This window comes from Acinetobacter sp. SFD, assembly GCF_001647575.1.
Classification (GTDB): Bacteria; Pseudomonadota; Gammaproteobacteria; order Pseudomonadales; family Moraxellaceae; genus Acinetobacter; species Acinetobacter pecorum.
In genome coordinates this window covers 673,687-696,393 of sequence record NZ_LSZJ01000001.1, presented here as the reverse complement: position 1 = coordinate 696,393, position 22,707 = coordinate 673,687, and the positions used below count along the sequence as shown (strand labels likewise).

Sequence of the window (22,707 nt, the reverse complement as noted above, 5' to 3'; positions counted from 1 at the left end):
TGTGCTATTTCAGTAATTTTCATACAAATCGCATATCTGCAAGCTGTTTTGAACATGCTATGTTAACGCTGCTTATAACAACAATGCGTTCCCTGCATGACAATAGCAACTAGAAGGTCATTATGAAGCAAACTTTACAGCAGTTCTGGAACAGCTTTACACAGCTGCCTTCTGCATGGCTGTTATGTCTGCAATTGCTGATCCTGATCTTGTCCGTTTTAAGTTATGAAAGTGTGTCTTACCGGGCGGGAACCTGGGTGCTTGGTGTGCTGGTATTACTGGTGATTGCTCGGGTCATTCGCCAGACCCCGATGTTTACTATTCTTGGACTCAGCTTTGTCGCCGGCGCGATTTTATTTTCCTCCCTGATTGTACTGGGGCTGCGTTATACCTGGATCCATGTTACCGCCAACCTGTTTGAAGCCGGGGCTTATTTCAGTGCAGCCTATGGCCTGCTGCGTTATATGTTTCATGATCGCTATCTGACCAAAGATGAACTCTTTGCTGCTGGTGCAGTATTTACCTTGCTGGCCTGGGGCTTTGCCTTCCTTTACAGTATTTGCCAGCTTCTGGTGCCCTACAGTTTTTCGGATCCTGACCTGCACGCCTATCAGCCTTGGCTGGACCTGCTTTTTCTCAGTTTCAGTGTACAGTCTGCAACAGGACTGTCCGATATGATGCCGGTCAGTCCGGTCGCCCGGATGCTGGCCATTGTCCAGATGTTTGTCGGGGTGATGTATCTGGCGCTGATTGTGTCACGCTTAATTGCCTTGCAATATATCTCGCGCCTGCCGCATAAAAATAACGTCAAAGACAGAGAGCACCCATCTGAACACTAAACCTTATATTTTTTATTTTATTTGTTACAGGAACTTAACGGCTTTATTTTTTCTAACCTCCTAAAATAACAGCAGATCTTGCTCTCATAGACTGAATCTGTTCCCGTATTTTAACTTTCTTAATAATTATTTGACGCTGTTTGTCGATCCAATTTTAAAAATGGAGGATGTATGCCTTCTGCGAAACCATCCTGGTTTGCCAATATCAATCCAAATGTTTTTATCAGTACTGTAAGTATTATTGCGATATTTCTAGCGCTGGTCATATTTGCGCCCGATGCTTTTTCACTTCTCACCCAGCAACTGAACCAGTGGATTACTACGTCCTTTAGCTGGTTCTATGTCTTGTCTGTGGCGATATTTCTGATCCTGCTCATTTATATTGCCCTGTCAGACATGGGTAAAATCAAGCTGGGACCTGACCATAGTCAGCCTAAATATAAAAATACCTCCTGGTTTGCGATGTTATTCACCGCAGGGATGGGGATTGGCCTGATGTTCTTTGGCGTAGCTGAACCGGTGATGCACTATGTCACGCCGCCGGCCGGAACGCCTGAAACGGTGCTGGCTGCACAGCAATCTATGCGGGTTACTTTTTTCCACTGGGGTCTGCATGCCTGGGCAATTTATACGCTTGTTGGCCTGTCGCTGGCTTATTTCGCTTACCGGCATCAATTACCCTTAAAAATCCGTTCGGCCCTATATCCGCTGATTGGTCAAAAAATCTATGGTCCGCTTGGAGATGGGGTCGATACGTTTGCCACCATTGGTACGGTATTTGGTGTCGCCACAACACTGGGTTTCGGGGTTACTCAGATCAATTCAGGTTTGAATTACCTGTTTGGTATTGAACAGGCACCTAGCACTCAGGTGATCCTGATCATTGTGGTGAGTGCCATGGCAGCGACTTCTGTGTTTTTTGGATTAGATAAAGGAATTAAACGCTTATCTGAACTAAATTTAGTGCTTGCACTACTGTTGCTGATCTTTGTCTTTGTGGCAGGTCCAAGTATTTACCTGTTGCAGACCACTATTCAGAATGCCGGACAGTATGTTTCAAATCTGTTCAGTATGACTTTTAACCTGTATGCCTATCAGCCAAGTGGCTGGATTGGGGGCTGGACCATCATGTACTGGGCCTGGTGGATTTCTTGGTCGCCATTTGTCGGCATGTTTATCGCCCGGGTTTCAGAAGGACGAAGTATTCGTGAGTTTATCGTTGGCGTACTGCTGATTCCCACTGGATTTACCCTGATCTGGATGGGTTTTATGGGCAATGCCGCACTTTACAGCATTATGCATGAAGCCAATACCAGCTTGCTAGAAGCAGTTCAGCGTGATTCTTCAGTTGCCCTGTTTGAGTTTCTCAGTCATCTGCCTTTCAGTTCAGTGACCAGTATCATTGCGACGGTGCTGGTGATGCTATTCTTTGTGACTTCTGCCGATTCAGGAGCATTGGTGACTGATTATCTGACAGCAAAAAGTGAAAATTCACCGACCTGGCAGCGTCTGTTCTGGACCGTACTCATGGCTTTACTGGCGATCATCCTTTTACTGGCAGGCGGCTTAGAGGCACTGCAATCGGCCACGATCATGAGTGCCTTGCCATTTACCTTCATTATGCTGCTGATGTGCTGGGGTTTAATCAAAGCTTTGCATCTGGATGTCACCAAAATGCATGCACTGCAAGCAGCACGGATCACCCCGCGTGCCATCCAGAATCCGCGTAGCTGGCAACAGCGCTTAGGTCTAATCATGCATTATGCGCATAGCCAGGGTGAAGTACGTGATTATATTGAGACCACGGTCAGCAAAGCATTTAGCAGTTTTCAGGCTGAACTGAAACGGCGGCAGATACAGGTAAAAATTGCTCAACTGGAGGACGGTCTTGAGTTGCGGGTCGATCATCAGGATGAAATGAACTTTATCTATCAGGTCATTGCTACGCAGACTGTAGTACCAAGTTTTATGCCGGATGCTGACTCTCCCCAGTCTTATCAGGCAGAAGTCTTTTTAAGAGAAGGCGGGCAGGGCTATGATGTGATGGAATGGACACAAGAAGATCTGCTTCAGGACATCATTGATCAGTATGAACGTCATCTGCATTTTTTAAGTCTGGTGCGCACACCTGAGTAAACAGCTTCATAAAACAATAAAAAGGACGCATATTGCGTCCTTTTTTACTTCAGTATCTAATCAGAAATTAGAAACGGAATTTCGCATTAAGCGCACCTAGGTGTGCATCATTCGCACCGTATTCACCATCAGCATAAACGTAGCTTGCGCCAAGTGATACTGCTGGAGTCACAAAGTAACTTGCATTCACGCCAACTGCAGAGGTCGGCACGGTAGAGCTCTTGTAGCTGCCATCTGTATAAGAAACACCTAGACCCAGTTTAGGCGTTACATAAAGATCTGTTTTCAGTTGATACATCGTATCTTCGCCAGAAACTAAACCAGCTTCAAAACCGATAGCCATGTCAGTACCATCGATTGGACCTACATATTTAGTTCGTGCGGTGACTGCATCTTTCTTTTCACGGATCGCGCGCGATTCCATAGTTGCACTCATCAGACCATTATTTAAAATGTTGAAAGTATCTAAGGATTCTGTAGCAGCAATATTGGTATAACCTACCGCCATCAGGAAGTTTGGTAAAACCATGGCACCCAGCTCTAGTGCATAACGATCGCCAGAATCATCATTTTGAATTAAAGCAGTGAAATCATTTTTAGCGTCAGTTTTAGAGTGGTTATAAGATGCGCTTGCATATACTGGCACAACACTTGTAGGAATATAGGCTTCACCCTTAATGCCATAAGTGTGTTGTTCTGCATCAAACTCTTCATTTATCGTAACTGAATTACCATTCACATTAACTGTGCGGTTAATATCGGCAGTCAGCTGGCCAAAATTGTAGCCAGCAGAAATGCTGCTTGCTTGATTCAGGAAAGCAGCTTCAGCTAATGGTCCTTTAGAAGCGTCGACATCTTTAAAATAATAAGTCCCTTGTACCCCAACGTTATAGTTACCATCGTTAAGTTCGGCATCGTAATAGCCTACAGTACCTTGTACTTCAGCTTGGTAGGCTTGGGCACCTGTCACAGCAAGTAATAATGCTGATGCTAAATAAACCTTTTTCATACGCATTCCAATTAAGTTAATGAAAAAACATTTGAATTTTCATGAATAAAAGTCAAAAGGTCAACCTTTAATCAGTAGTAAATTGCTAACAAAAAAGGACGCATATCGCGTCCTTTTTTATTTTCAGCATCTAATCAGAAATTAGAAACGGAATTTCGCATTTACACCGATCGTCTGTGTATCACGAACTTGAGCCGTTTGTGCAAGATTCGCTTCATAGTTAGCATTTACATAAGATGCGCCAACTGCAACAGCAGGGGTGATGAAGTAGTTAACGTTCGCGCCCCATGCTTTGTCTGGAGAACCCGTAAAGCTAGATTCCATATAAGAAGCACCTACGCTTAACTGCGGGTTAAGGAAAAGAGTTGTACCTAAGTTGTAGGCAGTGTCTTCGCCATAAACCAGACCGCTTTCAAAACCAACTGACATGTTGGTTCCGTCAATCGCGCCTACGTATTTAGTACGGGCAGTGATTGCATCCTGGTCTCCATTGATTGTTTGAGACTCTAAGCCTGCTTTAATAACACCGTTATTAAACATGTTGAACGCGTCATAAGACGTTTGGTCTGCGACGCTGGTATAACCAACAGCAACCAAGAAATTAGGAATCGGTAATACACCTACTTCTAATGCATAACGGTCGCCATTGTCATCCGCTTGACCACCTTTACCATCAGTAATGGTATGGCTATAAGATGCACTTGCATAAGCAGGAACAACTTGAGTCGGGATGTAAGCTTCACCTTTCACACCAAAAGTATGAGAAGTCTGGTCTTTGGCATCAGCGTCTACATCGTATTCGCCATATGTATAAGCAGCAGAAACGTTTGATGCCTGATTAAGGAAAGCAGCTTCAGCTAAAGGACCTTTAGTCGCATCAACATTTTTAAAGTAGTAAGTACCTTGAATAGCCCCAGTGAAATCTTTGTCATTTACAGTATTGTCGATGAACTCTGACTGACCTTGAACTTCGAATTGATATGCTTGAGCACCGGTCATGGCTAATAATAAAGCAGTGGCTAAACCGAGTTTTTTCATGATATTTACCGTTTTGTTACAAGATGTGTACAGCTTGGAACATATTGTATTGTAACAATTTATTAAGTCAATCTGGTCTGCGATAGCTAAATTTTTAAGCTAAATGATTGTATTATTTTTGTGTAAATTTCATGTTTTTGATGAATCTGCTATTTGTAGAAAAAATTCTTTTATAACAAAAGGTAAACTTTAAAATTAAAATCAAGTTCTAAAATTAAGGAGAAATTATGTTGATATTTTTATTTATTAATTCGATTAAATTTAAAATTTAGATTGATAAAAACAATTAATAAGAGGTGAAATTTTCCATAAATATGTCAACAAACTTAAACTATTTAGCTCATCAAATCTTTGATTGGGTTGATTATTTTTTAGCCTAAATAGGTCGGATGGCATGGTGGATGCCTATTTTTTAAGCCAAATAAGAATGTTTTATAATCTTGAGCGAAGCAATCGGCTTTACTTTTTTAAGAGAATTTTACATAATATAAAAATCAAGTTAGAGTTCACACTTTCAGGGTGATTTAGCCTGATTCTCCACAATTTTTTGTTTTATCGGCCCAGCTTTCCCCAAGGTTGGGCTTTTTTTTGCCCCGAATTTTTAATTTTAACGATCCTCGGTTCCTGAGTTAAAACACTCAAGACAAAAGCAGATATATTAAGAATTGGATGGCACTAAAATGGTGCAATTTGAAAAGTAAAAATAGAATGAAAAAACTTAATAGTTAAAAAAAACCCCAATTTTCATAGAAAACTGGGGTTTTTTCGCCAAAATTTGCGGGTAAACTAAAATATCTGCTGAGGAATAATTTAACTCGCCCTAATGCGGTGCATTATGCACCTCTTTGTTGCATGTGTAAATAGTGCAGAAAGCAAGTTTTTATATTTTTTTAACTATAAATATCTTCTTATTTTGATATGCGTTTATGTTGGGCTATAGATATAAAACTCTGCTGTATCGTCTGAAAGGAGCAATAGTACAGATTTTAAGAAGTTTAGATTAAAAAAATTATGAAAAACATAAGCTAACTAAGACTAAAGACTTTAAGAAAATCTGTTTTTATTTGTATAATAAACATTCTATTTGGATTTGTTTGTAATATTGGGGCGTAATACAACAGCATGAATACATTACGCTCTGAGTGGATCAGTAAACGTTTATACTGGTCGATGTCGATTATTATTTTGTGCTTACTCTGCATCTGTATTCCCTTGATCGTCAGTAGCAGTCAAAGCTATTTAAAATCCAGACAAACTTATCAACAACTGAATGCCTTGCAACAGGTCGCTGATCTGGCAAATAAAATTTCGCGTGAGCGCGCACCTGCCAATAAAGCCATGTCCAGTTCGGTGCAAGAATTTGCCAAGCATCAGCAAGAGTTAATCCGCTATCGGCAGCAGGTAGACCAGCAATTGTCCCTGACGACTGAAGTATTGGCAAAAGTCGGTTTTAACGATCTGAATCAGCAACTTTCACAGCTTGAAATCAGTCTGAAAAAAGGACGTGCACAGGTTGATGCTTATACCCGGATGCCACGTCAGCAACGTAATGCACAGGAAATGGATCAGGCAATTCTGGCGATGTTCGCTGCCTGGGAAAGTTGCCGCGAACTTTTGCGGGGTGTGGCAATGACTTCAGATAGCTCATCAACTCATCTAAAGAACTATATTAGCCAGATTCTATTTTTATCTGATTTGCGCGATCAGGCGGGGCGGGTTGCCTCGTCTGTCATGGCGCATGTGACATTTGACACCCCGCTCCCGACAGAAAATATTACCCGCTCTTTACAGACCCAGCATCAGGTGCGTTATCTGTGGTCATTAATTGATACCCTTCAACCTGCTCAAGATAAGACCGAGGAATTCATCCGTTTGCATCGGCGGGTAGAAACCGAGTTTATTCAGCAAGGTTTACCGATCGTCAGCGAGCTGATCGATGATAGTCTGGAGCAACGTGATTACCATTTAAGCGGAACCCAGCTGACTGAAGCGATCGTAGACAAATTTGCGACCGTGGTGGATCTGCAAAATTACCTGCTGCAATACAGTAGAGATGCAGCGATCCGGGAAATGAACAGCAATATGCAGCGTTTGACCTGGAGCATATTGTTGTCGTTGATTTCATTGCTGACCGCTATTTCTACCATGGTCTTTGCACGCAAACAGGTTTTTCTGCCGCTGATTCAGGCGCGTCGCCTGCTGTTGAATTTATCTAAAAATTCGGGTCGTCAAAAAATTGATATGCCGCTGCGTGACACGAGCCATTCGGATTCTCTATTTGCAGCCATTCAGAAATTGCAGCAGATGTTGCAGGAACGCGATGCCCTGGAATTTCGTTTAAAGAATATTGCCCACTCCGATTCTTTGACCGGATTATCCAACCGTTTTGCCCTGGAAGAATATATCCGCTTTCTGGAAAATCAGCCGGGTCAATTGAGCCAAACCTGTCTGATGATTATTGATATTGATCATTTTAAACAGGTAAATGATCAATATGGACATATTATTGGTGATCAGGTCATTCAGCTGGTGGCCGAGCGTTTAAAAGCCAATGTCCGTGCTACAGATTTGCTAGTGCGTTATGGGGGTGATGAGTTTCTGGTACTGATTGAAAATATCCAGATGCAGCAGGCACTGATTGTGGCTGATAAAATCCGTGCTGAAGTGGCTGAGCGTCATATTGTGACTGCAACAGGAGATGAGATTAAGGTTTCGGTCAGTATTGGCGTAGCGATTGGTGCTGGCTCTTGGATAGCTTTATTGTCAAATGCAGATGATGCTTTGTTTGCGGCAAAGGCCAAAGGACGCAATGCGGTGGCTGAGGTTTAAATACACTGAATAGAATATTTAAAATTAATGTTTTGAAAGCAATCATCCTTAGATTTGGTAATGATAAAAATAGAATAAGTATCGTCCATTTAAATGATTGAAAATTATAAAATTCAGAAAGGTTTAAAATGAGTGAAAATTGTATCTTCTGTCAGATTGTGAAAGGTGAATTACCTTGTCATCTGATCGATGAAAATGAGGATTTTTTGGCTTTCCTCAGTATTTATCCAAATACCCTGGGCGTAACAGTTGTTATTCCAAAACAGCATTATTCTAGTTATGCATTTGAACTGAGCAATCAGGTTCTGGCAAATCTGGTTCTCTACACCAAACAGGTGGCATTAAGGCTGGATCATTATTTTGAAGATGTGGGTCGAACCGGCATGGTATTTGAAGGTTTTGGTGTTGATCATGTGCATGCCAAGTTATTTCCGATGCATCAGACTCAAGGCCTGCATAAGAATTGGCAACCTGTGAATTCGTCAATCGATAAATATTTCGATGCCTATGAAGGATATATTTCATCGCATGATGCGCAAAGAGCAGATGATCAAGAACTGGCGCAATTGGCTAAAGCAATTCGTTCAATAGTCTAGTGAAAGATAAAAAACGGTGAACGAATCACCGTTTTAGCATACTTATTACCTGAATAAAAAATCTCCCTAGCCCTAAGTCCTATATGACGTCAGATAAAGAAGAAAAATCCCTCCTTTTTCAAAGGAGGGTTGGGGAGGATTTAAAAAATAAATCACTTCAACAACGGCTTCAAGAATTTACCTGTATGTGAAGCTTTGACTTTCACTACTTCTTCAGGCGTTCCTTCCGCGACAATCATACCGCCACCCGAACCGCCTTCAGGTCCCAAATCCACCACCCAGTCGGCGGTTTTAATTACGTCCAGATTATGCTCAATCACCACGATGGTATTACCCTTGTCACGGAGCTGATGCAGGATATCCAGCAGTTTGGCAATATCATGAAAATGCAGACCTGTGGTCGGTTCATCCAAAATATACAGGGTTTTACCAGTATCACGTTTGGCCAGCTCGCGTGCCAGTTTGACCCGCTGTGCTTCACCACCGGAAAGGGTGGTAGCAGACTGACCCAGACGGATATAACCTAAGCCCACCTGATTCAGCGTTTCCAGACGACGGTGAATCACTGGAATGGCATCGAAGAAATGCATGGCATCTTCAACGGTCATTTCCAGTACATCGGAAATGTTCTTGCCCTTATAGTTCACTTCCAGCGTTTCACGGTTATAGCGTTTGCCATGACAAGCATCACATGGCACATACATATCCGGCAGGAAGTGCATTGCCACCTTGATCATGCCGTCGCCTTCACAGGCTTCACAGCGACCACCTTTCACGTTAAACGAGAAACGACCGGCTGCATAACCGCGTGCCTTGGCTTCCTGCGTCTGGGAAAACAGTTCACGAATCGGGGTAAATAGACCGGTATAGGTTGCCGGATTGGAACGTGGGGTTCGTCCAATTGGACTCTGGTCAATATCCACAACTTTGTCGAGGAACTGTAAACCATCAATCGATTCAAACTTTTCCGAAGTTAAAGTGGTGGCACCATTGAGCTGGGTTGCCGCCAAAGGTAACAAGGTGCGGTTAATCAAGGTCGATTTACCTGAACCGGACACCCCGGTAACACAGGTCATAATACCTAAAGGAATGGTCAGATCGACTTTTTTCAGGTTATGCCCGGATGCACCCATCAGCTTGATTTGCTGTTCAGGCTTAGGCGGTTGAATCCGTTTTTTCGGGACTTCAATTTTTAACTTGCCAGATAAATACTTTCCGGTCAGCGAGTCAGGATTGGCCAGAATTTCGTCATAAGTTCCTTCGGCAATCACATGTCCGCCATGTACGCCGGCACCTGGACCAATATCAATAATATGGTCAGCGGCACGAATCGCATCTTCATCATGCTCGACCACCAAGACGGTATTGCCCAGATCACGAAGACGGATCAGGGTCTGTAACAAACGGTCGTTATCACGCTGATGCAGACCAATTGACGGTTCATCCAGCACATACATGACGCCCATCAAACCGGCACCGATCTGTGAGGCCAGACGAATTCGCTGTGCTTCACCACCCGACAATGTTTCGGCAGAACGCGACAGGCTGAGATAGTTCAGACCGACCGAAACCAGAAAGTGCAGACGTTCACGGATTTCCTTGAAAATCTTGTCGGCAATTTCACCCCGTGCACCTTCAAGATTTAGACCTTGATAGTAACTTTCTGCATCGCCGATCGACATGCGGGTAATGTCAGCAATGGTCTTGTCCAGAATTTTCACATTACGCGAAATTTCATTTAGACGGGAACCATCACAGGCATCACAGGCAGCATTGGATAAATACTGCGCCAGATCATCACGCACATAATTACTTTCAGTTTCACGATAACGGCGTTCCAGATGCGGCAAAATTCCTTCAAAAGGAATGACCCGATTGTGACGTCGGCCACGTTCATCGATATAACTCAGATCAATTTTTTCTTTGCCGGTGCCGTACAGAAATTTTTTCTTGGTATCGGCATCCAGTTCATTCCACGGCGTTTCTAGAGAAAAACCGAAATGCTCGGCGACTTTCTGGATCATGCTGTAATAGTAAGGACGCTGACGGTCCCAGCCACGAATCGCGCCTTGACTAACGCTGACTTCAGGATTAGGAATCAGTTTGTCGGCACTGAAGTGGCTGCGAGTCCCCAGACCGTCACAGACCGGACAGGCACCAAAGGGATTGTTGAATGAAAACAGGCGTGGTTCCAGTTCAGCCACAGCACGGTCACATTGCGGGCAGGAGTGCTTGGCTGAAAACACGCGATCGCTATGCTCGCCCTTCATCCAGGATAAAATCGCGATATCACCACCGAGACGTAGCGCGGTTTCAAAACTTTCGGCAATACGGTTACCCAGATCATCACGTACTTTAAAGCGGTCGACCACCACTTCAATGGTATGTTTTTTCTTTTTATCCAGCTCAGGTGGTGGATCAATTTCCATGATCTCGCCATCCACACGGGCGCGGACAAAACCCTGACTTTGTAGCTGTTCAAACAGCGCTGTATATTCGCCCTTACGTTCGCGCACGACCGGTGCTAACAATAACAGAGCAGTGCCTTCTTCCAGTGCTTTGACTGCATCGACCATTTCAGTGACTGTTTGTGCCACCATTGGCAGGTCATGTTCCGGACAATAAGGCGTTCCGACCCGTGCATAGAGTAGACGTAAATAGTCATAAATTTCGGTAATAGTACCTACAGTCGAACGTGGGTTATGACTGGTAGATTTCTGTTCAATAGCAATAGCTGGGCTTAAGCCTTCGATCGAATCGACTTCCGGTTTTTCCATTTGGGAGAGGAACTGGCGGGCATAGGCTGACAGCGACTCGACATAACGGCGCTGACCTTCGGCATATAAGGTATCGAAGGCCAATGAGGACTTACCTGAACCAGACAGTCCCGTAATCACCACAAACTTGTCGCGTGGTATATCAAGGTTCACATTTTTCAGGTTATGGGTACGTGCGCCTCGAATACGGATGTGGCTTTGGCTCATGCAAGAATCCTAGAATATTCATCAAAAACTCTTATATGATACCGGATGAAAAATGTTCAAGTGCAAATAAAAGTATTTTAAACGTCAAGTTATGTCGGTGATTGGTCAAAAGATCAGTATAAAAGCAACTATTTAGAAACGGATGATGTATTTTTCCATTGAAATTCTGGCCAACCTTTTTATCAAGACGTTTAAATATGGATTCGACCTCTGCAAAAGGTTGAGTGCATGGAAGTGCAGAGTATCAATCAAGATGAATATTAAAACTATTTTGCATTATTTAAAATTTTTTAGAAAAAAAGCCCTGTATTGAACAGGGCTAAATTTAGCTTAAATTAATCCAGACCAGGCCACTGGCGTTGCTCAAAGGCGCTGTCCCAGAATAGCCATTCCAGGCGCGCTGCATGGGTATAAGCTGCATGCATTTTTTCTAGTGTATCGGCATCGACACGCGCTGCCACCCGATCCACGGTTGCAATCACATTACGCACGGCGGTATGGAAATCTTCCCCGGCATAGGTATCAATCCAGGCCTGATAAGGATTATTTGCTGCAGCATTGTCGACAATATCCTTGCCGACTTCTGCATAAATCCAGAAACACGGCAGCAACGAAGCCAATACCACCGGATAACTTTCGGCCCAAGCCGTCGCCTGCAAATAAGAAGTATAATGATGGCATGCCAGCGTCAACGGTGTCTGCTCAAATTGCGCCTTGCTAATACCAAAATCCTGCATAAAGCCATCATGCAGGCTGCGTTCTACCACAATTGCAATTTTAGCTGCTTCACTAAACTGGATAACGTCATCTGCCTCAAAAGCTTTGGCTGCACAGACTACCAGCGCACGACCATAGGCCAGCAGATAATGCGCATCCTGAATCACATAATGGCTAAAGGCGTCACGGCTTAAGGTGCCCTGTGCCAGCTGCTGGTTAAAAGGCAATGCTAATGTCTTCTGATAAAGTTCGAGATTACGTTGCCATACATCTTGAGAGAAACTCATACTAAAATCCTGAGCAGTTGAAGTCTAAGCATGCAGCACTATAGCAAAGAACGCCCTGTTTAAAAGATCAACAACCTGGAAAAGCAGAAAATACTCAAATATGGCTCAGGAAGTGCTTTGGTTTAGATGACAAAAGTTTCATAATTGAGACAACTTCTGGTTTTAGTATTTCCCTGTAATTAAAGAAATACATTCAATGAAATTTATCTAAGGTCGATATGTATGTTGAAACATTTTGGTTTCTCAATTGCATTTTCGATTGTGTGTCTTGGTTTGTCTGCTTATTGGGGTTATACCCACGGTCCGGAAGCGGGCCTGCAAACCATGTTCACAGCACTGACCATCACCGCTATTCTGGCGATTATGGAAGTGTCGTTATCTTTTGATAACGCGGTTGTCAATGCATCTGTCCTTCGCGGCTGGGATCATTTCTGGAAAATGCTCTTCCTGACGGTCGGAATTTTAATTGCCGTTTTCGGGATGCGTCTAATCTTCCCGGTGGCCATCGTCGCGGTAACCGCAGACATGGGCTTTATGGAAGTAGTCCAGCTGGCCCTGAATGATCCAAAAGAATATTCGGCGCGTTTAATGGCACATCATCCTGAGATTGCAGCCTTTGGTGGTGCCTTCCTGTTGATGGTGTTCCTGAACTTCTTCCTGGACGAAGAAAAAGACACGCACTGGTTCAGAAGTGTAGAACGCCGTCTATCCAATATAGCCAGTGTTCCTGCAATGTCGGTCTTTATCGCCTTGGTGGCGCTGCTGATTATGGCGGCCAATGTGGTAGAGGCCAAGCGTCTGGTCGTGACGATGGCGGGGATCTGGGGTATTGTGATCTACATCGGGGTACAGGTCCTGAGCCATCTATTGGGTGGTGAGCCGGAAGTCGATGAAAATGGCAATGCAGTTCGTCATGACGAAAATGGCGTGCCTACTGGCGTGGTAAAAGCCGGTATCGGTGGCTTTCTCTACCTCGAAGTTCTGGATGCTTCCTTCAGTTTTGATGGCGTGATTGGCGCCTTTGCGATTACCTCGGATGTGGTGATTATCATGCTGGGTCTGGCGATTGGTGCGATCTTCGTGCGTTCCATGACCATTTATCTGGTCGAAAAAGGTACACTGGATGCTTATATCTATCTGGAACATGGCGCACATTATGCGATTGGTGCCTTGGCCTTTATCATGATCGCCAGCGGGACTGGCGTGCATGTGCCAGAAGTCGTGACCGGTCTGATCGGTGTGGCCTTTATTGTCTGGGCTGTGATTGCCTCGATCCAGTATAAAAAACGTCAGGCAGCTTTAGACAAATAAAATGTTGCTCTTGACTGAAAAGCGTGGCTCCGGCCGCGCTTTTTTATTTTTAGATCGGCATCATCTTTATTTCAACTAAAATTCTTGTCTTATTAATGAGCTGAATGTCCTATAATCTGGGCTCCAGATTAATTAACCCAATCGCCATAATTTATGATGAATGCTTTAGAACGTCGTTCAACCTTTGCCCTGAGCAGTATTTTTGCACTGCGCATGCTGGGGTTGTTTATGATTATCCCGGTATTTTCGGTGGCAGGGCAGGCATATCAATATGCGACACCTGCACTGATCGGTTTGGCGGTCGGGGTCTATGGTCTGACCCAGGCACTGTTACAGATTCCATTCAGCCTGATTGCGGACCGTTATAGCCGTAAGCCGCTGGTGGTTTTAGGGCTGCTTTTATTTGCATTAGGTGGGGCAATTGCCGCCATGTCGGACACCATTTATGGTGTCATTATCGGCCGTGCGATTGCTGGAGGCGGGGCAGTATCTGCTGTGGTGATGGCATTGCTGGCAGATGTGACCCGTGAAGAAAACCGTATGAAAGCCATGGCAATCATGGGGATGAGTATCGGTCTGTCTTTTGTGGTGGCCTTTAGTCTGGGGCCTTGGCTCACAGGTCTGGTCGGTATCTCGGGATTATTCTGGGTGACCACGGTGATGGGCCTGGCGGCGATTGCCATGCTGTTGATGGTGCCGAAAGTCACGCGCCATCATCAAAACTTTCAGCAGGGCTATCTGGCACAGCTGAAACAGGTACTCAAAATCGGTGATCTGAACCGGCTGCATGTATCGGTCTTTACCCTGCATTTATTGCTTACCGCCATGTTTATCTATGTGCCTTCGCAGCTGATCGAATTTGCAGATTTGCCACTAGCCAGTCATGGCTGGGTGTATTTACCGCTATTGGTGCTCAGTCTGTTTTTTGCTTTTCCAAGTATTATCCTGGCAGAAAAATACCATAAAATGCGCGCGATTTTTCTGGTCGCCATTACTGGCATTATTCTGGGTTTAATGGTGATGGCATTTGGTTTTGAATCCAAATATGTCTTGCTGACCGGTCTGGGCCTGTTCTTCATCGCCTTTAATGTGATGGAAGCCCTGTTACCATCCTGGTTATCGAAAGCGGCACCGATCCAGTCCAAAGCGACGGCAATGGGCGTGAATGCCAGCAGCCAGTTTTTAGGGGCGTTCTTTGGCGGTATGATTGGCGGACAATTGCTGCTGCTCAATAATACCTCAATGGGCTGGAGTATCCTGACAGGGATCGCGATAATCTGGCTGCTGATGAGTTTTGGTCTGGCTCAGCCGCGTTATCTGTCCTCATTGGTACTGCGATTGCCGGAAAGCAGACAAACTGACGAATGGACTTCTCAGCTTTTGGCGATTCGTGGTATTGAAGAGGTCGTGGTGATGTCTGAACAGCAAGTTGCCTATGTAAAAGTCGATAAACAGCAAATAGATGATGCTTCGCGACAACAATTAACGCACTTGTTAGGTAAAGAGGTAGCCATTTAATCATAACTCTTATAAAGTAAAATACAGAAATATATAGGAAGTAGACGGCAGATGCGTGGTGTAAATAAAGTTATTTTAGTGGGTACTTTGGGTAAAGATCCGGAAACCAAAACTTTTGCAAATGGTGGTTCTCTCACTCAATTTTCGATTGCAACCAGCGATTCGTGGACAGATAAAAGTACGGGTGAGCGCAAAGAACAAACGGAATGGCACCGTATCGTGCTGCATAACCGTTTAGGTGAAATTGCACAGCAATATCTTCGCAAAGGCTCAAAAGTGTATATTGAAGGTTCATTACGTACCCGTCAGTGGACTGACCAGAATGGTCAGGAACGCTATACGACGGAAATCCGTGGTGAACAAATGCAGATGCTAGACTCTAGCCGCCCTCAAAACGATCAGGGTGAGAGCAGCTTTAATCAGCCACGTTTTAATAATAATCAGGCCAACAACAACCAGGGTGGTTATGGCAATAACCCGCAATCCGGTTATGGTTCAGCGCCACAGCAAGGTGGCTTTAACAACAATAATCAAGGCGGTGGCTATGGCAACAATAATCCGAGTGGTTTTGCGCCGAAATCTGCACCTGCTCCAACAGCAGCGCCTGCAGCAGATCTAGATGATGACCTACCATTTTGATGTCTAACTCAAAAAGGTAAATCGTCATTAAAACCCACCTGAATATGGTGGGTTTTTTATATCTTAAAGATTTGTATTAAGTTTGAATAAAGCCCTGATTTATTAAAATATTAAGAAGTCTTAAAGCATGACGTTGCTTTTGATCAGAACAACTCTGCATCGAGAAAATAAATGAGATAAGCAATACCGATAGAAATTTATGATCTAAAAAAGCGATCATTTTTATAAAAACTTACGGTTTTACCTATTTGAAGATCTTTCGTATTCTAGCTTCACAACATAAGCAATCCCAGAAATAAGCGAGAGGAAATATCTCATGAGTTTAATCAATACTGAAATCAAACCGTTCAATGCAACTGCTTACCACAATGGTCAGTTCATCGAAGTTTCTGAGCAGGACCTGAAAGGTAAATGGTCAGTGGTGTTTTTCTATCCTGCAGATTTTACCTTTGTTTGTCCCACAGAACTTGCAGATTTAGCTGATCAATATACCGAATTCCAGAAAATGGGCGTAGAAATTTATTCTGTTTCTACCGATACCCATTTTACTCATAAAGCTTGGCACGATACCTCAGAGGAAATCCAAAAGATTCAATATCCAATGATCGGGGATCCGACCTGGACATTGTCTAAAAACTTTGAAGTATTGATTGAGGCTGAAGGTCTGGCAGATCGTGGTACTTTCGTGATTGATCCTGAAGGTAAAATTCAGATTGTTGAAATCAACGCGGGTGGTATCGGCCGTGATGCACAAGAACTTCTGCGTAAAGTGAAAGCAGCACAATATGTCTATGCACACCCAGGTGAAGTTTGTCCGGCAAAATGGAAAGAAGGTGAAGCAACACTTGCACCATCCATCGATCTGGTGGGTAAAATCTAATTCATACCTGCTTTTTTGCAGCAAAAGATCCAGCACAAGTTGCTGGATTTTTTAATTCTTAATTCAGCTATTTGCGCCTTATTTGAAGATAAATCAAGAAAGGTAGAGTTTTATTATCCGCCTTTCAAGTTACTTATTCCGGTTAATCAGGTGAGTCCAGTACCACGCTACGTGATTTATAAAGTATGAAAACAAAGAAGCCTCTGCTTTCGCAGAGGCTTTTATTTAAAAGGCGCTGTAGTTTCTTGTCGTTTTAAATAATTTTCGCATAAACCCATCTGAGTCTAAGCAGATAAGTTTAAGCTTTTATTATGCTGCGAATCATAGGTATTCTAAAAGTATTTGTCAACCAAAGGTTATAAAAATGGTTAACTAAATTATTTGTTTTTAAAGTGTATTTTTAGTCAATTAGGGAAAAATATGATTAAAATCCTAGATTTGATGTAACTGGGCTGATGCTAAGAAATAGATAAAAAAACAGCAGCACGTCAATCCAAAAGCTTTTACGAAAAACATATATTCTGGAAGATTTTAATAACCTGTTTGACTGGCGCATGGTACATAATTTCTGTAGTTTTTCAATGACGGATGATCAGTTTGGATATTGCAGTAATAGGTAGTGGCATGGCCGGACTGGCTACAGCCAGAATGCTCCAAGATGCGGGGCATCACATCACGATTTTCGAAGCACTTCCTGGTCGCGGCATGGACAGTCATAGCCTTGAATTTGAAGGGGGACTGATTGATGCACCTTTACGTGTGATGAACCCCTATCTGTGGAAAAACACCCTGAGTCTGGCCACACATCTGGGCATTAAAACTTATCCGGTGCGGACCTATATGGCCTGCAGCTGGTTATTTGAAGATAAAACTGAAACCTGGCTGACCACATCGCGCAGCCGTATTGGCAATATCCCGATTATCAACAACCGTAAAGGCTTGCAGCAGTATGGCTGGCGTCTGGTCAAAGGCCTGTTGCAGTTAAAAGTTGCATTGACCAAATTCTTTAAATCAAAAAATCAGGACATCAGCCTGGCAGAATTCATCAACCGCAACGAGATTGAAGAAGTATTCTGGCATGGTGCAGTGATGCCGGTGCTATATACCATCTGTACCTGCAATCCGAAAACTATTGGTGAATGGCCAGCTAAACCCTTGTTGATTTTCCTGCGCCAACTGACCGATGGCGATGCTTTACTGCGTCTGCAAGGCGGTACACCGGCGCTGGTCGACAAGCTGATTGAAGGCATTCAGATTGAAGATGGTTCAGCAATCACATTGGTACAAGAGCAAGGCGATCAGGTCAGAGTGGAAAATGCAGCCGGTTATTCAAAACTGTTTGACCGGGTGATTGTCGCGACACCGACCACCAAAATTGAGGAGTTCCTGGATCCAGAACAGTTTGCCAGTGAAATTGAGTTATTGAAAAAATTCAAATTCGAACAGGGCGAACTGGTGATTCATACCGATGCCAGCGTGATGCCGCCAAAACGTAAAGACTGGGCCGTACTCAGTTATATGATGGACCGTAAATTTACCCGTCAGCAATTTACCGTGTGGCTCAACTCGATTGAGCCTTCTCTGGTTGGCAAATCGGCCGTATTTCAGACCTGGCGTCCAGTGACTGACATTGATCCGAAGAAAGTGATCAAATCGGTAATGCTGACGCGTGCAGTTGTTGATGCCAATACGGTGGCACTGAATAAAGAATTGCAGCAACGTCATCTAGAAGCCAATCGTAAGGTCTTCTTCTGTGGCTCATGGTCATGTGATGGTTTACCGATTCTGGAATCGGCGGTGACCTCAGCGATGAAAATTGCGGAAATTTTTGGTGCACCTTTACCATTTCAGGGTTTAAAACCTGTGGTCGAGGTTGCCCCGCAACTGGGTTATTAATCCATGCAATGGCTTCAGGCACTGCGTCAGCGTCTTCCCCAGCACAAATATGCAATTGATGCCGCTGTGTTGGGTGATCATGCACAATTGCCCTGGAGCAATTTAGGGTATTGGCAAGCAGGTCAGCAGGATTATGCGGCTGCCTGTCGAATGCTCGCCGATCACCTTGCACAATCTGTAAATTTAAATTCAAAAGATAAACTGCTGGATTTAGGCTGTGGTCAGGGTGCCAGTTTGCTGTACTGGCAACAACACTATCAGGTGCAATATCTGGCCGGGGTTGAGCTGCAAGCTGCCTGTGTAGCCAATATTCAGCAATATTTACCAGAACTGAATGCCATTTATCAGGCGTCATTTTTGCGTTTAAAAGAATTGCCATTTTCCCGGCGTTTTGATGTGGTGTTATGCCTGGATGCAGCCTATCACAGTCCTGTGCCTGTATTCTTAGAGCAGGTCCGCAGTGTTTTAAATTCAAATGCGCGGATTGGTTTTCATCATCTGGTTTTGTCCGAGCGCTGGAAAACTTTAAATGCATTACAACGACGTAAGTATCAGTTCTTATTGAAATCTGCCGATGTGAATTTAAAAGATTTAATGACAGTAGGTGCGTTATATGCCTGTCTGGATCGTTTTGAATTTAAAAATATTGAGATTCAGGATCTGTCCGAACCGGTATTTTCCGGCTTTGCTGATTATGTGCAACAGACTTTGAATTCAAAGCCATCAGATGCTCAGGCTCAAGGCTCCAAACTGGATCAGTTTAAAATTCAGATGACAGTGAAACTGTGCCAGAAATTATATCAGGAAGGGATCGTGAGATATGTGCAAGTGACGGCACAATCGAAGCACTAGAAAGTGCAAGAAGGCTCAGTTCAAAATACCAAAACCCAGAAACATCAAAGCCTCACTAAAAAGCGAGGCTAAGATATGGTGCCGGCACACGGATTCGAACTGTGGACCTACTGATTACAAGTCAGTTGCTCTACCAACTGAGCTATGCCGGCATGGTGGAGTGCATTTTACAGATTTTTGATAGCCACGCAAGCCAAAAAATAACCGTTTAATCAGTTTCGGCAGAATTTGCTTATTTCAATCTAATGATTGAAAAGTTCTATGTTTGGGCATGTGTAAGGAAATTGCCCATATATCAAAATATGGGCGAGGGTGAAATTATAAGATTTGCTATGGATATGAGTTCGTTAAAAGGGTTATCTGTTTTTCAGGATGCGATCTAATTCTTGTGCACATTCCTCTAAAGTAAAGGCCATATCAAACTGCATTTGAGGTTTGAGTTCTTGAGCGAGGCTTCTCCACTGTTCGATGAGTCTTAAGGCTTTTTGAATTTTATGTTTATTGATGTCCTTGGCAATGGTTGGGGTATAACCGCCACGTTTTGCATTTTTAATCTGTTTTGCATAGTTTGCGCTGTTATTCATGTTCGCTCTCCGAATAGCAGTGTATCTATTTTTAACTTCAAATTTGAATGGCTTGGTTCACTTATTGATTTCTTTCTATCCTGTGGTTTTTATTCTCCTTTTAGATGATTTACCAGCAACATAACATAGCTTTGATGACAATGAAATTAAGCTATTTCTGTGCCAGTTATTTGCCTGAATACATAAATAACAGGCTGAAATAGATAAGGTATAGAAACTGTACGGTTCATTATATTTTGTAGCGGAGGGGGATGAAGATTCCAAGACCATCATTTCATTTTAAATGCTGATTCACTGTAGGCTTTTAGGAGAAAAAATATTTGTTATTTCAATAAGTTGGCTAGGATGAGTTATAGCTATATGTGATGCAAGAGCAGATAAGTTTTTGATTAATACAAGAATAATAGAAAAATTGAATACAAAAAAACCGAATCATGGGATTCGGTTTTTTAAAATTTTGGCGGTGAGAGAGGGATTCGAACCCTCGAAACGCTATAAACGTTTACACACTTTCCAGGCGTGCTCCTTCAGCCACTCGGACACCTCACCATAGGCCGAGGATAATAGCGAAAAAAACCAGCTATGCCAAGCTGAAACAATTGATTTGAAGAAAAACTTTTAACGTAGTGCTATGATTCGCAAAAATGCTTGTTAAAAACGAAGACAATTTATGCAAAGCACTGCACAAAAGGCAGCTCTTCCGGTCATTACACTGGCTGCGCTTGGAGTAGTTTTTGGAGATATTGGGACCAGTCCGCTGTATGCACTGCGCCAATGCTTCCTCACTGCACATCTCGCCATTAGCGAAGCTTCAGTACTCGGCATCCTGTCCCTGATTTTCTGGTGCATGATGCTGACCATCAGTTTTAAATACGTCACCATCATCATGCGTGCTGACAACAATGGTGAAGGCGGGATCATGTCACTCCTGGCATTGAACCTGCGTACCACACGAATTTCCGATCAAAAGAAAATTTTCCTGATCGCCTTGGGCTTTATCGGGGCATCACTATTTTTTGGTGACGGAATTATTACTCCGGCAATCTCCGTGCTCTCAGCCATCGAAGGCCTGAGTATTGCGACGCCCATTTTCAATCAATGGCTGGTGCCGTTATCGATCGGAATTCTGGCTGGACTGTTTATAATTCAGCGACATGGTACGGCGACGATGGGCAAGTTCTTCGGACCTTTAACCCTGCTCTGGTTTCTGTCCATTGGTGGCTTTGGTTTATGGAGCATTATCCAGACCCCATTTGTACTCTGGATGGTAAACCCTTACTGGGCTTATCACTTTGTGGTTGATCAGCCTTATGTGGCTTTTCTGACCATGGGGGCGGTGATCCTGACCATGACCGGCGGTGAAGCAATTTATGCCGATATGGGGCATTTTGGCCGTCTGCCGATTCGTCTAGCCTGGTTCATTATTGTCTTGCCGTGTCTATTGCTGAATTATGCCGGGCAAGGAGCATTGTTGCTGCGTAATCCTGAAGCACTAGAGAACCCTTTTTATATGCTGTTACCTGAGTGGGCCTTGTTCCCGATGATTGGACTGGCAACAGCAGCAGCGGTGATTGCTTCACAGGCAGTTATTACCGGGGTGTTTTCTATGGTCAATCAGGCCATTCAGTTGCGTTATTTGCCGCGCTTGTCGGTCAAACATACTTCGGCAGTGGAGCGCGGTCAGATTTATCTGCCTTTCATTAACTGGATGCTGTTTATCTCGGTCCTGATCCTGATTTTACTGTTTGAAAATAGTGCCAGTCTGGCCAGTGCCTATGGTGTTGCAGTGACCATGACCATGCTCTGCGGCACAATTCTGATCTCAATTCTGGCGTATGGCTTCTGGCGTTGGCCGGTATGGAAAGTGGCTTTATTTGCTGTGCCATTTTTGGCACTGGATTTGATCTTTGTTGCTTCAACTTCCTTAAAAATCGCTTCGGGAGGTTGGGTACCAATTCTGATCGGTGCAGTACTGTTTACAATTCTCATGACCTGGAAAGACGGGCGTGCTTTGGTGCTGACACGGCTTGAGCAGGATGCTTTGCCGATAGACTTATTTATTAAAAGTATCTCAATGGGGGACGGTACCAAGTTTGTACCAGGGGATGCTGTTTTCCTGACGGGCACACCCAATATTGTGCCGCATGCCATGCTGCATAACATTAAGCATAACAAAGTCTTACATGAAAGAAATATCATGCTCACGGTAATTACCCGCGACATTCCTTTTGTCGACAGACAAGATCGGATTGAGGTAGAAAAACTGAGTGAACACTTTTACCGGGTATTTATCTATTACGGTTTTAAGGATCAGCCCAATATTCCGGATGCGTTACAACAGGCCTATGAGCAATGGAATTTTGAATATGACCTAATGCAGATCAGTTTCTTTATTTCACGTGAACGGATTATGCATACTGTGGGTGAGGGCATGGCACCGTGGCGGGAAAAGCTGTTTATTTCCATGCAGCGTAATACTAGTCCGGTCAGTGATTTTTATCAGATTCCAACCAACCGTGTAGTCGAGCTGGGCACCCAGATCCAGATCTAAGTAAGATGAGAAATCAAAAAAACCAGAGCCATACTCTGGTT

16 protein-coding genes and 2 tRNA genes are annotated in these 22,707 nt (G+C 43.7%); 11 read left to right on the top strand and 7 right to left on the bottom strand.

Annotation, left to right across the window (positions count from 1 at the left end; genetic code table 11):
* The first annotated feature begins 122 nt into the window (after window positions 1-122).
* Together AY605_RS03325 and AY605_RS03320 are read left to right on the top strand one after the other, a co-directional pair.
* The gene (locus tag AY605_RS03325) at window positions 123-839 is read left to right on the top strand and encodes an ion channel (protein ID WP_064095034.1); all 717 of its coding nucleotides are present in this window, start codon (window positions 123-125) and stop codon (window positions 837-839) included.
* A gap of 171 nt (window positions 840-1,010) precedes the next feature.
* A complete protein-coding gene (locus AY605_RS03320; RefSeq protein WP_064095033.1) occupies window positions 1,011-2,975 on the top strand; it encodes a BCCT family transporter in 1,965 nt (654 codons plus the stop codon).
* A gap of 67 nt (window positions 2,976-3,042) precedes the next feature.
* Here the strand turns inward: AY605_RS03320 and AY605_RS03315 are convergent, their stop codons facing one another.
* Both AY605_RS03315 and omp33-36 read right to left on the bottom strand, forming a co-directional pair.
* A complete protein-coding gene (locus AY605_RS03315) occupies window positions 3,043-3,984 on the bottom strand; it encodes a putative porin (protein ID WP_064095032.1) in 942 nt (313 codons plus the stop codon).
* A gap of 141 nt (window positions 3,985-4,125) precedes the next feature.
* Window positions 4,126-5,022, bottom strand: a complete 897-nt coding sequence (gene omp33-36, locus AY605_RS03310; RefSeq protein WP_064095031.1) for a porin Omp33-36 — start codon at window positions 5,020-5,022, stop codon at window positions 4,126-4,128.
* Window positions 5,023-6,144: 1,122 nt separating this feature from the next.
* On the opposite strand from omp33-36, the gene AY605_RS03305 reads away from it, so the two are divergent.
* Both AY605_RS03305 and AY605_RS03300 read left to right on the top strand, forming a co-directional pair.
* Window positions 6,145-7,851: a sensor domain-containing diguanylate cyclase gene (locus AY605_RS03305; protein ID WP_064095030.1), complete on the top strand. Its 1,707-nt coding sequence runs from the start codon at window positions 6,145-6,147 to the stop codon at window positions 7,849-7,851.
* 128 nt (window positions 7,852-7,979) lie between these two features.
* The gene (locus AY605_RS03300) at window positions 7,980-8,447 is read left to right on the top strand and encodes an HIT family protein (RefSeq protein ID WP_064095029.1); all 468 of its coding nucleotides are present in this window, start codon (window positions 7,980-7,982) and stop codon (window positions 8,445-8,447) included.
* Window positions 8,448-8,599: 152 nt separating this feature from the next.
* Here the strand turns inward: AY605_RS03300 and uvrA are convergent, their stop codons facing one another.
* Together uvrA and tenA are read right to left on the bottom strand one after the other, a co-directional pair.
* Window positions 8,600-11,431 (bottom strand): excinuclease ABC subunit UvrA, encoded by a 2,832-nt coding sequence (gene uvrA, locus AY605_RS03295; protein ID WP_064095028.1) that lies wholly within the window; start codon window positions 11,429-11,431, stop codon window positions 8,600-8,602.
* Window positions 11,432-11,766: 335 nt separating this feature from the next.
* On the bottom strand, window positions 11,767-12,435 hold the full coding sequence (tenA, locus tag AY605_RS03290) for a thiaminase II (protein WP_064095027.1): 669 nt from the start codon (window positions 12,433-12,435) through the stop codon (window positions 11,767-11,769).
* Window positions 12,436-12,657: 222 nt separating this feature from the next.
* Here tenA and AY605_RS03285 point away from each other — a divergent pair, with 222 nt between their 5' ends.
* The 6 genes from AY605_RS03285 (at window position 12,658) to AY605_RS03260 (ending at window position 19,531) form a co-directional block, all read left to right on the top strand.
* Window positions 12,658-13,746 (top strand): DUF475 domain-containing protein, encoded by a 1,089-nt coding sequence (locus tag AY605_RS03285; RefSeq protein WP_064095026.1) that lies wholly within the window; start codon window positions 12,658-12,660, stop codon window positions 13,744-13,746.
* Window positions 13,747-13,899: 153 nt separating this feature from the next.
* Complete coding sequence (locus AY605_RS03280; protein WP_064095025.1) at window positions 13,900-15,264, top strand: MFS transporter; 1,365 nt, start codon at window positions 13,900-13,902, stop codon at window positions 15,262-15,264.
* Window positions 15,265-15,315: 51 nt separating this feature from the next.
* Window positions 15,316-15,903 carry a single-stranded DNA-binding protein gene (ssb, locus tag AY605_RS03275; protein ID WP_064095024.1) on the top strand — a complete coding sequence of 196 codons (588 nt, stop codon included), beginning with the start codon at window positions 15,316-15,318 and terminating at the stop codon, window positions 15,901-15,903.
* A 316-nt stretch (window positions 15,904-16,219) separates the two neighbouring features.
* The gene (ahpC, locus tag AY605_RS03270; protein ID WP_064095023.1) at window positions 16,220-16,783 is read left to right on the top strand and encodes an alkyl hydroperoxide reductase subunit C; all 564 of its coding nucleotides are present in this window, start codon (window positions 16,220-16,222) and stop codon (window positions 16,781-16,783) included.
* A 588-nt stretch (window positions 16,784-17,371) separates the two neighbouring features.
* Complete coding sequence (locus tag AY605_RS03265) at window positions 17,372-18,679, top strand: FAD-dependent oxidoreductase (RefSeq protein WP_064095022.1); 1,308 nt, start codon at window positions 17,372-17,374, stop codon at window positions 18,677-18,679.
* A gap of 3 nt (window positions 18,680-18,682) precedes the next feature.
* A complete protein-coding gene (locus tag AY605_RS03260) occupies window positions 18,683-19,531 on the top strand; it encodes an SAM-dependent methyltransferase (RefSeq protein WP_064095021.1) in 849 nt (282 codons plus the stop codon).
* A 76-nt stretch (window positions 19,532-19,607) separates the two neighbouring features.
* Here the strand turns inward: AY605_RS03260 and AY605_RS03255 are convergent.
* From AY605_RS03255 to AY605_RS03245, 3 genes are all read right to left on the bottom strand, one after another.
* A tRNA-Thr gene (locus AY605_RS03255) sits at window positions 19,608-19,683 on the bottom strand.
* Between the two features lie 204 nt (window positions 19,684-19,887).
* Window positions 19,888-20,115 (bottom strand): hypothetical protein, encoded by a 228-nt coding sequence (locus AY605_RS03250; RefSeq protein ID WP_004647282.1) that lies wholly within the window; start codon window positions 20,113-20,115, stop codon window positions 19,888-19,890.
* A gap of 458 nt (window positions 20,116-20,573) precedes the next feature.
* Window positions 20,574-20,664 (bottom strand) — tRNA-Ser (locus AY605_RS03245).
* A gap of 121 nt (window positions 20,665-20,785) precedes the next feature.
* Here AY605_RS03245 and AY605_RS03240 point away from each other — a divergent pair.
* Entirely contained in the window at window positions 20,786-22,666 is a 1,881-nt protein-coding gene (locus tag AY605_RS03240; protein ID WP_064095020.1) for a potassium transporter Kup, read from the top strand.
* Window positions 22,667-22,707 lie beyond the last annotated feature (41 nt).

What these genes read in the sequence shown, in the direction of transcription:
- AY605_RS03325 (WP_064095034.1), top strand. Translation starts at nt 123, where the DNA reads ATGAAGCAAACTTTACAGCAGTTCTGGAACAGCTTTACACAGCTGCCT.
- AY605_RS03320 (WP_064095033.1), top strand. Translation starts at nt 1,011, where the DNA reads ATGCCTTCTGCGAAACCATCCTGGTTTGCCAATATCAATCCAAATGTT.
- AY605_RS03315 (WP_064095032.1), bottom strand. Translation starts at nt 3,984, where the DNA reads ATGAAAAAGGTTTATTTAGCATCAGCATTATTACTTGCTGTGACAGGT.
- omp33-36 (WP_064095031.1), bottom strand. Translation starts at nt 5,022, where the DNA reads ATGAAAAAACTCGGTTTAGCCACTGCTTTATTATTAGCCATGACCGGT.
- AY605_RS03305 (WP_064095030.1), top strand. Translation starts at nt 6,145, where the DNA reads ATGAATACATTACGCTCTGAGTGGATCAGTAAACGTTTATACTGGTCG.
- AY605_RS03300 (WP_064095029.1), top strand. Translation starts at nt 7,980, where the DNA reads ATGAGTGAAAATTGTATCTTCTGTCAGATTGTGAAAGGTGAATTACCT.
- uvrA (WP_064095028.1), bottom strand. Translation starts at nt 11,431, where the DNA reads ATGAGCCAAAGCCACATCCGTATTCGAGGCGCACGTACCCATAACCTG.
- tenA (WP_064095027.1), bottom strand. Translation starts at nt 12,435, where the DNA reads ATGAGTTTCTCTCAAGATGTATGGCAACGTAATCTCGAACTTTATCAG.
- AY605_RS03285 (WP_064095026.1), top strand. Translation starts at nt 12,658, where the DNA reads ATGTTGAAACATTTTGGTTTCTCAATTGCATTTTCGATTGTGTGTCTT.
- AY605_RS03280 (WP_064095025.1), top strand. Translation starts at nt 13,900, where the DNA reads ATGATGAATGCTTTAGAACGTCGTTCAACCTTTGCCCTGAGCAGTATT.
- ssb (WP_064095024.1), top strand. Translation starts at nt 15,316, where the DNA reads ATGCGTGGTGTAAATAAAGTTATTTTAGTGGGTACTTTGGGTAAAGAT.
- ahpC (WP_064095023.1), top strand. Translation starts at nt 16,220, where the DNA reads ATGAGTTTAATCAATACTGAAATCAAACCGTTCAATGCAACTGCTTAC.
- AY605_RS03265 (WP_064095022.1), top strand. Translation starts at nt 17,372, where the DNA reads ATGATCAGTTTGGATATTGCAGTAATAGGTAGTGGCATGGCCGGACTG.
- AY605_RS03260 (WP_064095021.1), top strand. Translation starts at nt 18,683, where the DNA reads ATGCAATGGCTTCAGGCACTGCGTCAGCGTCTTCCCCAGCACAAATAT.
- AY605_RS03250 (WP_004647282.1), bottom strand. Translation starts at nt 20,115, where the DNA reads ATGAATAACAGCGCAAACTATGCAAAACAGATTAAAAATGCAAAACGT.
- AY605_RS03240 (WP_064095020.1), top strand. Translation starts at nt 20,786, where the DNA reads ATGCAAAGCACTGCACAAAAGGCAGCTCTTCCGGTCATTACACTGGCT.